General features: G+C 62.0%; 15 protein-coding genes. 7 read left to right on the top strand and 8 right to left on the bottom strand.

Going from position 1 to position 14,347, the window contains the following annotated elements; all coding sequences use genetic code 11:
- Positions 1-82: 82 nt before the first annotated feature.
- Positions 83-2,110, bottom strand: coding sequence for a choline BCCT transporter BetT (betT, locus tag NH396_RS11305; protein ID WP_253063697.1), 2,028 nt, complete (start codon positions 2,108-2,110; stop codon positions 83-85).
- 267 nt (positions 2,111-2,377) lie between these two features.
- Here betT and NH396_RS11300 point away from each other — a divergent pair, with 267 nt between their 5' ends.
- Positions 2,378-2,935 carry a hypothetical protein gene (locus NH396_RS11300; protein WP_253063695.1) on the top strand — a complete coding sequence of 186 codons (558 nt, stop codon included), beginning with the start codon at positions 2,378-2,380 and terminating at the stop codon, positions 2,933-2,935.
- Positions 2,936-3,059: 124 nt separating this feature from the next.
- Here the strand turns inward: NH396_RS11300 and smrA are convergent, their stop codons facing one another.
- From smrA to NH396_RS11270, 6 genes are all read right to left on the bottom strand, one after another.
- Complete coding sequence (smrA, locus tag NH396_RS11295) at positions 3,060-3,701, bottom strand: DNA endonuclease SmrA (protein ID WP_253063693.1); 642 nt, start codon at positions 3,699-3,701, stop codon at positions 3,060-3,062.
- 155 nt (positions 3,702-3,856) lie between these two features.
- Positions 3,857-4,933 (bottom strand): extracellular solute-binding protein, encoded by a 1,077-nt coding sequence (locus NH396_RS11290; RefSeq protein ID WP_253063691.1) that lies wholly within the window; start codon positions 4,931-4,933, stop codon positions 3,857-3,859.
- A gap of 1 nt (position 4,934) precedes the next feature.
- Positions 4,935-5,717, bottom strand: a complete 783-nt coding sequence (gene potC, locus NH396_RS11285) for a spermidine/putrescine ABC transporter permease PotC (protein ID WP_253063689.1) — start codon at positions 5,715-5,717, stop codon at positions 4,935-4,937.
- A complete protein-coding gene (gene potB, locus NH396_RS11280) occupies positions 5,714-6,595 on the bottom strand; it encodes a spermidine/putrescine ABC transporter permease PotB (RefSeq protein ID WP_253063687.1) in 882 nt (293 codons plus the stop codon). The genes potC and potB overlap by 4 nt, the downstream gene beginning before the upstream one ends.
- Positions 6,592-7,725 carry a spermidine/putrescine ABC transporter ATP-binding protein PotA gene (gene potA / locus NH396_RS11275; RefSeq protein WP_253063685.1) on the bottom strand — a complete coding sequence of 378 codons (1,134 nt, stop codon included), beginning with the start codon at positions 7,723-7,725 and terminating at the stop codon, positions 6,592-6,594. Before potA ends, potB begins: the two co-directional genes overlap by 4 nt.
- A gap of 511 nt (positions 7,726-8,236) precedes the next feature.
- Positions 8,237-9,520, bottom strand: a complete 1,284-nt coding sequence (locus tag NH396_RS11270) for a YihY family inner membrane protein (RefSeq protein WP_253063682.1) — start codon at positions 9,518-9,520, stop codon at positions 8,237-8,239.
- A gap of 105 nt (positions 9,521-9,625) precedes the next feature.
- On the opposite strand from NH396_RS11270, the gene NH396_RS11265 reads away from it, so the two are divergent.
- The 4 genes from NH396_RS11265 to NH396_RS11250 all read left to right on the top strand — a co-directional run bounded on the left by NH396_RS11265 (position 9,626) and on the right by NH396_RS11250 (position 11,864).
- A complete protein-coding gene (locus tag NH396_RS11265) occupies positions 9,626-9,985 on the top strand; it encodes an ArsC/Spx/MgsR family protein (protein ID WP_253063680.1) in 360 nt (119 codons plus the stop codon).
- A gap of 78 nt (positions 9,986-10,063) precedes the next feature.
- Positions 10,064-10,696, top strand: coding sequence for an NAD(P)H:quinone oxidoreductase (wrbA, locus tag NH396_RS11260; RefSeq protein WP_253063678.1), 633 nt, complete (start codon positions 10,064-10,066; stop codon positions 10,694-10,696).
- Positions 10,697-11,104, top strand: a complete 408-nt coding sequence (locus tag NH396_RS11255; protein ID WP_253063676.1) for a DUF2069 domain-containing protein — start codon at positions 10,697-10,699, stop codon at positions 11,102-11,104.
- Between the two features lie 271 nt (positions 11,105-11,375).
- Entirely contained in the window at positions 11,376-11,864 is a 489-nt protein-coding gene (locus NH396_RS11250; RefSeq protein WP_253063674.1) for a cytochrome c, read from the top strand.
- Between the two features lie 112 nt (positions 11,865-11,976).
- Here the strand turns inward: NH396_RS11250 and NH396_RS11245 are convergent, their stop codons facing one another.
- Positions 11,977-12,735 carry a cytochrome b/b6 domain-containing protein gene (locus tag NH396_RS11245; RefSeq protein ID WP_253063672.1) on the bottom strand — a complete coding sequence of 253 codons (759 nt, stop codon included), beginning with the start codon at positions 12,733-12,735 and terminating at the stop codon, positions 11,977-11,979.
- A 339-nt stretch (positions 12,736-13,074) separates the two neighbouring features.
- Here NH396_RS11245 and NH396_RS11240 point away from each other — a divergent pair, with 339 nt between their 5' ends.
- Both NH396_RS11240 and NH396_RS11235 read left to right on the top strand, forming a co-directional pair.
- A complete protein-coding gene (locus tag NH396_RS11240) occupies positions 13,075-13,965 on the top strand; it encodes an AzlC family ABC transporter permease (RefSeq protein ID WP_253063670.1) in 891 nt (296 codons plus the stop codon).
- A complete protein-coding gene (locus tag NH396_RS11235; protein WP_253063668.1) occupies positions 13,962-14,336 on the top strand; it encodes an AzlD domain-containing protein in 375 nt (124 codons plus the stop codon). Before NH396_RS11240 ends, NH396_RS11235 begins: the two co-directional genes overlap by 4 nt.
- Positions 14,337-14,347 lie beyond the last annotated feature (11 nt).

The following is a 14,347-nucleotide window of genomic DNA, read 5'->3' as shown; positions in this document are numbered from 1 at the left end:
GACAAAGGCCCCCGGCGGATCTCTCCACAAGGGGCTCTTGCGTCATGGCGACCCGAGAAGTGTCATTGACTGCCCGTCCGGATCATTGACCGACCGACTGGCTCAGACGTAACTGGTGCAGGTAGTGCATATGACGCTCGTACTGCTCGAGCAGATCATTGATGACCTGGTCCTTGCTGTAGCCCATCAGGTCATAGGATTGACCGCCTTCCTTGAGGAAGACTTCGGCACGACAGTAATCCTCTTCATCCCCCTCGTCTTCCTGATCCAGATTGAGGTCCGGACGCAGATGAGAACGAATACGCACCCCGTAGACGAAGTCATCTTCCTCACCGTGGCGTGCATTGAAGTAGACGCGATCACGGCTGGTGGTGACGTCGACTTCCAGCCCCTGGCTGCGCAGCTCTTCGGCCAGCTCCTGCATGCCTTCCGCGACAGTGCCGCGCAGGAAGCCACGTACCATGGCGCGCGTCGGGAAGCTCATCAGGTGCTGGGCACGCTTGCGCCAGTTGCCCTTCTCGCCCATCGGCGTCGCGGCGGCAGTGTTAACCGACAGAGAACGGCGCTTGACGGACTCGAGATTGAGCTGACGCAGCAGCCCGAATATCGCGGCCAGCAGGATCATGCCGAACGGCAAGGCGGTGGCGATGGTGGCTGTCTGCAGCGCCCCCAGACCACCAGCCAGCATCAGCACGATGGCCAAAAGACCCACCGCGAAGGCCCAGTAGATACGCTGCCAGGTCGGGGTGTCTTCACGACCGCCGGAGGCCAGCATGTCGACCACCATCGAGCCGGAGTCCGCCGAGGTAACGAAGAACACGATGACCATCACCAACGCGATCACCGAAGTGATGGACGACAGCGGCAGCTGCTCAAGGAAGGTGAACAGGGCCAGCGAATAGTTGTCGTTGACGGTGTCGACCAGCGCCGTGACGTTCTGCTCCAGAATCATCGAGATGGCGGTGTTGCCGAAGATGGTCATCCACAGAAGGGTGAAACCGGCCGGCACGAACAGCACGCCGATCACGAATTCCCGGATGGTACGGCCACGCGAGACACGCGCGATGAACATGCCAACAAACGGAGACCAGGACATCCACCAACCCCAGTAGAGCAGCGTCCAGCCACCGATCCAATCGTTGGGTTCATAGGCATAGAGCTCGAAGGTCTTGCCGACGATATCCGCCATGTAGAAACCGCTGTTCTGCACGAATGCCTTGAGCAGGAAGGCCGTCGGGCCGAGCAGCAGCACGAACAACAACAGCACCACGGCCAGGCCGAGGTTGATCTCGGACAGGATACGAATGCCCTTGTCCAGGCCGGTCACGACCGAAATGGTGGCAAGGCCGGTGATCACGACGATGATCGCGACCTGGGTCCAGTCGTTGTTCGGCATGCCGGTCAGGTGCGAGAGCCCGGCATTGACCTGTGCCACACCGTAGCCCAGCGTGGTCGCGACACCACAGACGGTGCCGACGATGGCGAAGATGTCCACCGCATGGCCGATCGGGCCGTAGATGCGCTTGCCGATCAGAGGATACAAGGCACTGCGCAGCGTCAGCGGCAGGTCATGGCGGTAGCTGAAGTAGGCCAGAATCAGCGCGACGATGGCGTAGATCGACCAGGCATGCAGCCCCCAGTGGAAGAAGGTCAGCTTCATCGCTTCACGCGCGGTCTCGACCTGCTCCGGGGTGCCTGTCGGTGGATTGAGGAAGTGCATCACCGGCTCGGCCACGCCGAAGAACATCAGACCGATGCCCATGCCCGCCGAGAAGAGCATCGCGAACCAGGTGACGTTGCTGTAGTCCGGCAATGAGTGGTCCGGCCCCAGGCGAATCTCGCCATGGCGTGAGAAGCCGACATACACCACCGAGATCAGTACGATCGCCACGCACAGAATGTAGAACCAGCTTGCCGTGTTGGTGATCCAGCTCTGAACCGCTTCGAATATCGACATAGCGGTACCGGAAAAGGCCGCCGTGAAGATGACCAGCATCAATACGATGGCATTGGCACCGAAGAAGACCGGTGGGTTGACCTTGGCAAACAGGCCGGAGCGCGGCGCGTCACTGGCGGATTCGCCACCGCCCGCTGCAGGAGTATTGCGCATGAGGATTTCCTTGTGAGTGTACTGCAAGGCAGTCATGACCGGTGTCGACGCCTTGCTGGCACACGACACTATAATGAAAAAAAATAATCAGATCGTTTGGAAATAATATCATCTAATAACCAAGCAGCCAATGTCTTGTCCAACTACCGTCCAACTTCTCGCCACGCTCTTGGCGCACAATGCCATTTGTTTTCTTGATGCTTGCACGCTGGCACCCAACACCATCAGCACACTCAATTGCCATGCTGTCCATACAGGAGTATACGCATGAGTCGCAATCGTCATTCCGGCAAGGCCCCCCTACGCTATCTCGCGCTGGCTCTCGCCCTGTTGAGTGCCCTGCCGGCCACGTCTGCTATGGCCGGACCAGGGCATGGGCGTTTCGATGGTCCGGGCTACATAGGCCCCGACATCGTGATCGGGCATGGTAAGCCCGGTCGGCTGATTCGCTGGGCACCGGGTGGCCCGGGGCACGGTCATGGCCTGCCCGCAGGGGCGCGTGGTGTCTGGGTGGGCGCTACGCTGTATTTCCTGGCGGCAGGCACCTATTACCTGTGGGAAGAGAGCCAGCAGCAGTATCTGCCCGTCCAGGCCCCCGCTCAGGCGACACTCACGGCCGCGGCGGTCGATGTCATCGCCTACCCCACCAAGGGCCAGAGCGAAGACCAGCAAGCGCGTGACCGCTATGAGTGCCATCGCTGGGCCAATCAGCAGAGTGGCGCTGAAGCCAATTCCGCGGCACCGCCCGTGACCGCCAGCAACGCAGACACCTATCGCCGCGCGCTGAGTGCCTGCTTCACTGGTCGCGGTTACAGCGTGCAATAGTCTGCTTGAGCCATGAGCATGAAAAGCCCCGCCAGTTCGCGATGATCGCGGCCTGGCGGGGCTTTCTTGTGTCTGTCTGCTTGTTACGGATTCGCCTGCTTGCGGGATTTGCTGCTCGTGGCGATCAGCCGCGCCGCTTCTGGTGCCGTTCGCGGTTGTTGTCACGCGCCGCGCGGGATTTGCGCAACATCACCAGCGTCGCCCCCAACCCACCATGGCGCGGCGTGGCACTGCTCCAGGCCTGCACCTCGGGCATCTGCTCCAGCCAGTGCACCAGGTAGGCACGAATCAAGGCGGCATGCGATTCGCTGTCACGCCCCTTGCCATGAATCACCAGCAGGCAACGCAACTCGCTGCGCCAGGCATCTTGGATGAAGCGATGCACCTCACGGCGACACTCGATGAGCGGACGACGCATCAGATTGAGCTGCGCCTCAGGTGGGTAGCCGCCTTGGCGCAAGCGCTCCAGCACACCGGTCTGGATGCCATCGCGGCGAAACTCGACCGGGTCGTGCGGCGAGAGATGCTCCACGTAGCTGTCGGACAGCCCGTCCAGCTCGTTGCCCACGGCCTTCTGTGCGTCTTCACGCCGTGCAAGCTGAGCCTCGCTGGGGCCCTTGCGGACAGTGGTGACATCGGCGCGGTCCTTGCCGCGCGTCAGGGGAGCAACGCCTTGCATCTCACGACTGAACAGATCATCCGCCTCGGCACTGCTCAACTCACGGGCATGCGCCGCCGACATCATTGCAGGGGAAAAACGTGACATGGCACCCTCCAGTCTTCACCAGGACGTGTCAATTACGTGGAGCGCGTAGCCAAGGTCGACAAACGACGACGCCCCGAGACAGAGCATGCCTCGGGGCGTCGGTTCAGCTCAAGTCGCTGACGTGATTTCTTGCGTCATCACGCATCAAGGGCGGATCAATGCCCGGTCTTGAGCTGCTCCCAGTACTTCTGATAGATCGACAGCGCATCGCCGACATCGGTCTGGAATTCGCCGCGGGCGAGATCCTGCTGAGTCGGGAAGACCACCGGGTTGTCACGCACTTCCGGGTCCATCATATTCTTGGCCGCCAGGCTCGGCGTGGTGTAACCCACGTACTCGCTGATTTCCTTGCTGACTTGCGGGCTGATCAGGTAATCGATGAACTGATAGGCCGCATCGACGTGACGCGCGTTGGACGGAATCGCCATGGTGTCCATCCACAGGATAATGCCTTCCTTGGGATAGACATACTCGACCGGCACGCCTTCCTGGTTGGCCTGATAGACCTCACCGTTCCAGATCAGGCCGGCATCGACCTCGCCCTGCATGAAGGGCACGCGCGCCGCATCCGAGTTGAAGGCACGCACATTCAGCATCAGCTGGGACAGCTTCTGGTAGGCCGCCTTGATCTCATCGGGGTCCGTGGTGTTGCCGCTGAAGCCGAGGCTTGCCAATGCGACATGGAAGACTTCGCGCATGTCGTTGGAGAGCAGCAGCTTGTCACGATATTTGTCGTTCCACAGGTCGTTCCAGCTGGTCAGCGCGCCCTCTTCGACATAGTCCGGGTTGTAACCGATACCGGCACTACCCCACATGTAAGGCACGCTGTACTGGTTGCCCTTGTCGAAGTCACGATCGACCAGATTGGGGTCGAGGTCCTCGAAGTGGTCGAGCTTGCTGACATCCAGCTTCTGCAGCAGGCCTTCACGCGCCATCTTGTCGATGTAATAGGTCGACGGGAAGACGAGGTCGTAGCTGTTGTCGCTGTCCAGCAGCTTGAGCTTGGCGTACATCGCTTCGTTGGAATCGAAGGTGGAGTAGACGACATCGATGCCGGTCTGCTCTTCGAAGCGCTCGATGACCTCATCGGGCATGTACTCGGTCCAGTTGTAGACGTAGAGGACCTTGTCGCTGTCATCCGCGGCCAGAACGGGGGCGGATGTGGCCACGGAAGCCAGGCTGACGGCAGCCATCAGGCCAGCGGCACGCAGCGGGAAACGGGAACCTTGCATGTTATTTTTTCTCCTTGAGCAACAACTGTGAAATCAACAGCAGACAGAGCGACAGCCCCAACAGCAGGGTTGCCAATGCATTCACTTCAGGTTTGAGCCCCAGTCGCACCATCGAGTAGATGCGCAGCGGCAGCACCTCGAAGGTCGGCCCGGTGACGAAGGTCGAGATCACCACATCATCCAGCGACAGGGTGAAGCTCAACAACCAGCCAGAGGCGATCGCCGGCATCAGCGCCGGCACCAGCACGTGCCAGACGGCGCGGGCTTCACTGGCCCCCAGATCACGCGCCGCTTCCAGCAACTGCGGGTTGATGCCCGTCAGGCGAGAATAGACGGTGATCACCACGAACGGCAGACAGAAGGTGGCGTGCGAGACCAGCAGCGAGAAATAGCCCAGCTGGATACCCAACGCAATGAACAGCGCCAGGAAGGCGATCGCCATCACGATGTCCGGCATCATCATCACCGTGAACAGCATGCCATTGAGCAACGGCTTGCCACGAAAGCGATAGCGATAAAGCGCGGTGGCCGTCAGTGTGCCGATCAGGGTCGCCAGCGTCGCCGCCGTCACCCCGAGCCACAACGTATTGAGCGCAGCCTCCATCAGATTGCCATTGCTCAGCAGCTTGTCGTACCAGCGCAGGCTGAAGCCGCCCCACACGAAGGGGTTGCGTGAGTCATTGAACGAGATGCCGATCAACACCAGGATCGGCACATACAACAGCGTGAAGATCAGCGTCAGATAACAGCGGCTGAACCAACGCAGCGCGGCCCTTGCCTTCATAGGGTCACCTCACGCTTGAAGAGCTTGACGCTGCGGTAATAGGCCAACAGCAGGAACGCCATCACAAGTGTCAGCATCACGCTGATCGCCGCGCCGAAGGTCCAGTTGTTGGCCTCCAGGAACTGACCCTTGATGATGTTGCCGATCAGCGGATGGCGTGAGCCGCCCAGCAGGTCCGAGACATAGAACATGCCCATCGCCGGCAGGAACACCAGTAACACGCCCGCGATGATGCCCGGCATGGTCAGTGGCAGCACGATATGGCGGAAGGTGGCCAGACCATTGGCGCCAAGGTCGCGGGCCGCCTCCAGTGTCGGGCGATTCAACTGCTCGAAGACGGCATACAGCGGCAGGATCATGAACGGCAGCAGCATGTAGACCAGCCCCACGATCACCGCCTCCTCGGTATACAGCAGACGCAGCGGCGCATCGATCAGGCCGAGATTCATCAGCACATCGTTGAGCAGCCCGCGCGTTGCGATCAGCGTGCGCAGGGCATAGATGCGGATCAGCGAGTTGGTCCAGAACGGAATGATCACCAACAGCAGCAGCAAGGGCTGCAGGCGCGGACTGGCCCGCGAGATCATCCACGCGAAGGGATAGCCGAGCAGCAGACAGATCAGCGTCGTGACCAGGCCGATCCACAGCGAATGACCGAAGACGCCCAGATACACCGGGCTGATCATCTGGCCATAGTTGGTCACGAAGCCCTGCCACAGCGTGCTCGGCGACAGCTCACCGCCCAGCAGCTGGCCGGTGTTTTCCGGCATCAGACTGACCAGCACCACCAGCAGCGTCGGGGCCAGCACCAGCAGGATCAGCCAGCCCCAGATGACGGTCAGGGTGGCCGTCTTGAAGGGATTGCGCGCCAGACTCATGCACCCGCTCCCGTCACGGCAGGCACATCATCGGGCAGGATGATCTCCCAGTCCGGCACCCAGCTGACACGTACGCGCTCGCCAAGGCGATAGTCGAAGTCAGGATCATCCTCGTCGAAGAACTCGCTGGCCAGCAACTGCTGACCGCTGTCCAGCTCCAGCACCGTGTCCAAGGTCATGCCCTTGTAGTTTCGCTCGATGACCCGTGCCGGGAAACCTTCGCTGTCCTCGGCGCCCTTGAGTCGCATGTCTTCCGGGCGCAGCAGCACCTGCACCGCCTCTCCGCCCTGATAGGCGCGGCCATGGCTGCTGAGTTCCACCGTCTGACCGAGCAGCGTGATCTCAATGCGTCCGGCCGTCGCCGCGGGGCGCACGACCTGTGCCGCCAGCTGGTTGATCTCACCGACGAAGCGCGCCACGAACAGCGTGCTCGGCGATTCATAGACCTCACGCGGTGTGCCGATCTGCTCGATGCCACCTTCGCGCATCACCACCACGCGATCGGACATCGACAGCGCCTCTTCCTGATCGTGAGTGACGAACACGAAGGTGATGCCCAGACGTCGCTGCAGGCGCTTGAGCTCGTTCTGCATTTGCTTGCGCAGCTTGTAATCCAGCGCCGACAGCGGCTCATCGAGCAGCAGGACGCGGGGTCGCTTGACCACGGCGCGGGCAATCGCGACGCGCTGCTGCTGCCCGCCGGAGAGCTGGTCCGGGCGGCGGTCCGACAGATGGGCCAGTTGCACCATCTCCAGCGCTTCGCGCACCCGCTCATGAATCTCGGCCTTGGCGACCTTCTCCATGCGCAGACCGAAGGCCACGTTGTCATAGAGGTTCATATGCGGAAACAGCGCATAGCTCTGGAAGACGGTATTGACCGGGCGCTGGTGAGCGGGACGCTCATGCAAGGCCGTCGACTCGAGCGTGATAGTGCCGCTATCCGGCGATTCGAAACCGGCGATCATTCTCAGCACGGTGGTCTTGCCGCAACCGGACGGGCCCAGCAGCGTGACGAACTCACCATCGTTCAAATCCAAGTCAAGGCTGTCCAACACCTTGCGATCACCAAAGGTCTTGGAAATGCCACGCAACTTGACCAGCGGGGCCTTCTCAGGAGCAGAGCTTTTCATCGGCGGGTTGTCACCTCCAGCGGGCGCCGCGAACGGCACCCTCATGCATGTCAGGCGCGCCAGGGACTGGCACGCCACATCGTCAATTCCATCGTGCCTGGCCACCGGGAGACTGCCAGCTCTCGCCTCGCCGCTCGCATTGGCGCTGGCACACAGGTCGCGCAAAGGTCACATCAGGCAGCAGGCAAGGCACCGTCGTCAGTCTGGCATGCCAACCTTTCACTTGCGTGTCTGCACGGCGAGCCGCCGCCAGCTGACCTGTCTCACCCATACCTCACCCATACTTCAGTCAGGCTCTCCAGCGTGCAGGTCGACTTCTAGCAAGACAAGCGAGCGGTTCCGGGTCATGCGCGAGAGACAAATAAAAAGGCCCGAGCGGGAGTCGGGCCCTTTCATTGTCATCAGTCTTCGGCGTTCGCCTCACCCTGTGCGGGGAGAGCCGTCGGCACAGGGTGCGCATTCTGCCCATTCAATCTCGGGCTGTCACCTTACCATCGCGTACCCGTCGCCTTCAGGTCGCGGCAAGTGCGGGATCCTGCGAGCCCTTCTTCTCCACCGCCGCGGACTCAGCGTCCACCTCCTCCACTCCGGGCAGGACATCCACCAGGCTGCAGGCCATGCGTTCCTTCTCGGCGGCGCGCGCATGCGCCAGCGCTTCGCGCAGCGGCTCGAGGCGCGGATGCGGCGCTTCGCCCGCCTCGCCGGCCGGCAACTCCCAAGGCAAGGCATGGGCCATTTCCCACAGAGAGTAATGGTTGAGGTCACGCCCCAGTACCCATTGGCCATCCTGGGTCTGACTGGCGATGTTCTCGGCGATCAGCGGCTTGAGGACTCGGCGATAACGGCTGCCAAGCACCTCCGTGAGGCGGTCATCGGACAGCGGCTCACCGTGCTCATGGGCATCCTTGAGCAGCATCACGGCGCCAAGGGTCTGCCAGAACGGCGGCCAGCGATGCCAGTCAGCATTGGAGCGTTCGCCCATCCAGGCTGCAACCTCCGCCCCCAACAGCACAATGCACCAGGACAGGAACACCCACAGCAGGAAGAGCGGCACGGCCGCGAAGGCGCCGTAGATAGCCTGATAGGACGGGAAATGCGTCACGTAGAGCGAGAAGCCCGCCTTGGCCAGCTCCAGCGCCAGCGCCGTGGTCAGCGCGCCGACTGCGGCGTCACGCAGGCGAACCTTGCAGTTGGGCACCGCGGCATAGATGAAGGTGAAGGCCGCAGCGCTCAACAGCGGCGGCAACAGACGCAGCAGCAGGGCCTTGCCGCCCAGCATCTCGGCAGCCGAGTCGAAGAAGGACAGCGAGGTCAGAAAGGACGACAGCAAAAAGCCCGAGCCCAGCATCAGCGGCCCCAACGTCAGGACGGCCCAGTACATCAGGAAGCTCGACAGTCCCTTGCGCCCTTCCGGCACCTGCCAGATGGCATTGAAGGCGCCTTCGATGGTGATCATCATCATCACCGAGGTCACGAACAGGAAGATCAGACCCACCGAGGTCAGATTGCGCGCCTGACCGGAGAACTCGTTGAGATACTCGAGCACCGTAGCGCCGGTCGAGGGCAGAAACTGGGAGAACACCGTGGTCTGCAGTTGATCGCCCACGCCGTCGAAACTCGGAATGACGGCAAACATCGCATAGATGACCGTCATCAGAGGCACAATGGCGAACAGCGTCGTATAGGTCAGTGCCGACGCGGTCTTCTTGCCGTCGTGATAGTTGAAACGTGATACCAGCTTGAGGATGACGCCGATGGCGGGCATGACCCGCGAGATCCCTGGCAGTTGTGGCATTCTTGTGCGCCCCTCTACAATGCGTGCCTGATGCATACGCCACCGCCGGCCATGGCCAGTAGCGCCTGCGTGAAACCCATCACCTGTCCGGAAACGGAGACAGTCATGTCAATATTGAAACTCTACCATAACCCACGCTGCTCCAAGTCACGGGAAACACTGGCGCTTTTGACCGCGCGCCTCGAGGGCGATGCCTTCGAGACCGTCCGCTACCTGGAAGATCCCCTCGATCGTGGGCAGCTCGAGGCCCTGGCCGCCCGAGTGGAAGGTGGGGCGCGGGCTCTGACCCGCGAGAACGAAGCCGAGTGGAAGGCACTGGGCCTCGTAGCCCCCAGCGATGCGCAACGCCTTGACGCGATTGCCGCAACGCCGAAATTGATGCAGCGGCCGATTCTCGATGATGGCGCGCATGCCGTCATCGGTCGCCCACCCGAAGATGTGCTGGTGCTGTTGAGCGACGCGTGATCCCCTGACGACAAGATATGCCCACTCAAGCGCCCCGCTTGCCCCTTTCGACAGATTGTCATCCACCTGAGGAAGCTCATGTCCGCAACGCCCTCCGACGCGACGCCGTACGTCCTCGTCCTCTATTACTCCCGCCATGGTGCGACCCGCACGCTGGCCGAGCAGGTCGCCGCCGGTATCGAGTCCATCAGCGGTGTACAGGCGCGCCTGCGCCGTGTGCCCGAGATCTCGGCCACCTGTGAGCAGACCGAGCCGGAAATCCCCGACAGCGGGGCCATGTATGTCGAGCTGGACGACCTGCGCCATTGTGCGGGCCTGGCGCTGGGCAGCCCGACCCGTTTCGGCAACATGGCGGCGCCGCTCAAGTACTTCCTGGACTCCACCAGTGAGCTGTGGATGAACGGCGCCTTGATCGACAAGCCTGCCACCGCCTTCAGCGCCTCAAGCTCTCTGCATGGCGGCCAGGAAACCACGCTGATCACCATGCTGATCCCGCTGCTGCATCATGGCATGGTGTATGCCGGTGTGCCCTACAGCGCCACCGAGTTGCTCGAGACCACCCAGGGCGGCACGCCCTACGGCACGACCCACGTCAGCGGCAAGCGTGGCGACAACGATGTTGATGACAACGAACAGCGCCTGGCACTGGCGCAAGGCAAGCGTATCGCTCGCCTGGCCCTGGCCATGCAACCTCTCAGGGAGACGAAATAGATGCGCGCCTGGCTTGAACGACTGGAACGTGAGCAGGGCCTCGACATGCTCGAGGCCAAGAGCCGTCGCGGTGTGATCGCAAGTTTTGCGGCCGTCGCCCTGCTGCTGCTGATCGGCGGCATTCAGCTGATGGCGCAGAGCGAGAACAGCGGCCTGCTGCCGCTGCTGATCCGCCTGCTACCGCTCGCCCTGTTTCTACCCGCCATCATCACTCGCCGGGCACGCGGTCATGTCTGGCTAGCCTTCGTCAGCCTGCTCTACATCATGCAGGGCGTGATGCTGGCCGGTGTGCCTGGCCACGCCGTCATCGGCGTACTGGAAGCACTGGCGGCGCTGGGGCTGTTCATTTCCAGCATGGCTTACGCCCGTTTCCGCTCGCGCAACCTCAAGCGTCAGCCGCAGGCCTGATCAAGCCCTGGCCTCTCCATTTCCCGCCCTTCTCGTCGCGCCTTGTTCGTCTAGAATGGCCGACTGAAATAGGCGACTAGAATAGCCGTAAAAAAGCCGACTAGAATGGCGGGTATCGGTTTGCGCCTTCCCATGGCGGCTTGCCGCTTTCCCCACCGCTACCCACCGCTTCTTCCAGCGTGTCTCCTCAACCATCGCGAGCCGCCTATGCTGTATCGGCTTTGCGAGTTGACCACAGCGAGGCTTTGTCATGATCAGCCTGACAACACACTTGTCTTTTCCGCGCCCTGGGGGCATTTCGCGCAACCGCCTGACCACTGGCGTGCTAGCGGCTGGCGCGGTGCTTGCCAGCCTGTTGGTATCGCCTGCGGCACTGGCCGACAAGGCGGAGGATGCCATCCAGTACCGTCAGGCTGTCTTCCAGACACTGGCGTGGCAATTCAGTCCGATGGGCGCGATGGTCAAGGGCAAGCAGGACTATGATGTCGAGGAGTTTCGCACCCGCGCCGAGCGACTGGCGCTGTTGGCTCAGATGCCATGGGAGGGCTTCATCGCTGGCTCCTACGACGGTGATACCGACGCGCTGAGCAAGATAGAGAGCGACCGTGCAGGCTTCGACAAGCGTGCAGAAGCGCTGATGACCCAGAGCCGGGCATTGGCCGACGCCGCCGTCAGTCAGGACCTTGACGCCCTGCGCAGCCAGTTCGTCGAGACAGCCAAGACCTGCAAGGGCTGTCATCAGCAGTATCGCGCTGACTGATATCGCCAAAGCTCCTTCAAGACGCAAAAGCGCCGCCATGAGATTGCTCGTGGCGGCGCTTTTGCGTCTTGGCATACTTGAGGGCGAAAGTCAGAGTGAAAGCAAGCAAAGCTTACGGCAACTGCGCCCCCTGCCAGATGACCAGAACGGCAATACCGATCGCCAACCCCAGCGCGAGCCACCTGCGTGGGCGTGAAGGTGGCACTGGCTCACCCTCGTCTGCCACCGACTCATCGCGCCTGAAATGCTTGCGGCCATGCACCATCGCCCAGATCAACCACTCACCGCGCAGGCCGTGCCAGACAATGGCCATCAGATGCAGAGCGATCAGCCCCCACAGCAGCGTGATATTGGTGTGATGCACCCAGGCCAGCCCCTCGGCGACACTCGCTGGGACCCGGTCATGCAGGGGCCCTTCGAACAGCAGGTCATCGGTCAGAAACAGCCCGCTCGATCCCTGAATCGCCAGCACCAGCAACATGGTCAGCGTCATCCAGCCCCCCAGGGGGTTATGGCCTGCATGGCGTGGCGCGCGACCCGCCAGAAAGTCACCGGCGTAGCGCCAGGTCGTGCGCGGTGACGCCACGAAGCGGCTGAAGCGAGCATGCCCGCTGCCCACCAGCCCCCAGATGAGGCGAAATACCACCAGTCCGATCACGCAATATCCCAGCCGTGCGTGCCAAACCATCGGAAAGTCGAGCCCTGCGCCCACCTCGGCGGTGTACCACATGCCGATGATCGCCAGAATCAGCAACAGGTGAAACAGCCGGATGGCCAGCCCCCAGACCTCGACACTGCGCAGCGATGAAAGCCCGCCCTCAACGGGAAGCAACGTATCAGACGAGGTCTTGCGGGATCGGTTCGAACTCATCCTGATGACTCCCTCAGCGAATGAACCTTTGATGGCACGGCATGTGGTCAGGCAGCGATAGGCAGCCAGCGAGCGACTACAGGCCAGCATAGGTGGCCGTGACCTGGCGACCCACGGTAAAGCAACCTGCTCTGCCGCCATGAGACATGTGAAATATCAGTAATGAAGCGCTGAGTCAGCACTTTCCACTGCCAGCTGCCACCTTGGCAGCATCGCCTGACACTTGATGACATTATATGCTGCGTAGATTGTCTGCAGCTTGTGGGGACTCGGCCTCTTGAAGGCCCCCTGCATGTGTCGCCCATCTTCACCCCGCCTGCGCAGAATGGAACTCTCGCCATGTCATCGCCTTCCACGGCCAGTACCTCGCACGCCTCCCAGGGCGACACCGCCGGTGCAGGCTCGCCTCCCCGGCAGCCAGTCAGCGATCGCCACCTATGGCAACAGGCACTCAACCAGACCTTGCCGGTGATGTTCGGCTATATCCCGCTGGGCGCTGCCTTCGGCGTGCTGTTCACCCAGCTGCCGTTGAGTCCATGGCTGGGCCTTCTCATGTCACTGGTCATCCTGGCCGGGGCCGGCCAGTTTCTGGCGGTGGCATTGCTCGGTGCGGGAGCCGGCATCACCGAGGTCTTCGTGGCCACGCTGCTGCTCAATTCGCGTCACCTCTTCTACGGCCTGTCGCTGCTGGAGCGCTTCCGCGCGGCGGGCCTTGGCAAGCTCTACCTCATCTTCGGGCTGACCGATGAAACCTACTCGCTGCTGGCCAGCCTGCCGTGCAGCGGCGAGCGCGATGATCCTGTGGCGCGCCGTGATGACCAACGCCTGATGTTGCGCATCACCTTCCTCAACCAATCCTGGTGGGTACTGGGGACGCTGCTGGGTCTGGCAGCCGGACAGCTCAGCTTTGACAGCAGCGGCATCGAGTTTGCGTTGACGGCACTGTTCGTGGTGCTGGGCATCGAACAGTGGTTCGCCCTGCGCGAGCGCTGGCCCTTCATGCTCGGCCTGCTGGTCACGCTCGCGGGCCTGTGGCTGTTGCCGGAAGACCAGCTGTTGCTGGGCAGCATCGCGGCAGCCTGCGCGCTCCTGCTGGGGCAATATCATTACCAGCGTGGCAAACAACAGCCACACGGCAAGCACGCCTCGCATGACGATCATCCCCCACACGGCAAGTCTGGCTCGCGCCAGACTGAGCACAATCAAGCCTCGGAGCACACCACCCCATGACGACCTTGCAGGCCTTGCTATTGATCGCCGTGTCAGCCGGTGCGACCTTCGCCACGCGCGCGTTGCCCTTCGTGTTCCTGTCCCGCCATTCGGCCCATCCGCTGATTCTGCACATGGGCCGCTATCTGCCGGCCATCGTCATGGTCGTGCTGATCATCGTCTCGCTGTCGGCCATGCAGCTGCCTGACATGTCAGAGTCCGTGTACCGCATCTCGGCCTGGCGGAGTTGGCTTGAAAGCGCCGAGGGCGCCGGCATGCTGGTCGCGGCCCTCTACGTGGCGGGACTGCATCTGTGGCGCCGCAATGCGCTGCTCTCGATTGCCGTCGGTACCGGGCTTTACATGGCGTGGCTGCAGCTGGGCGGTATCTGAGGCTTGCGATC

It is taken from the genome of Cobetia sp. Dlab-2-AX (assembly GCF_024124625.1).
Lineage (GTDB): Bacteria > Pseudomonadota > Gammaproteobacteria > Pseudomonadales > Halomonadaceae > Cobetia.
The sequence above is the reverse complement of the archived record's forward strand: the minus strand, read 5'-3'. Positions and strand labels throughout refer to the sequence as shown.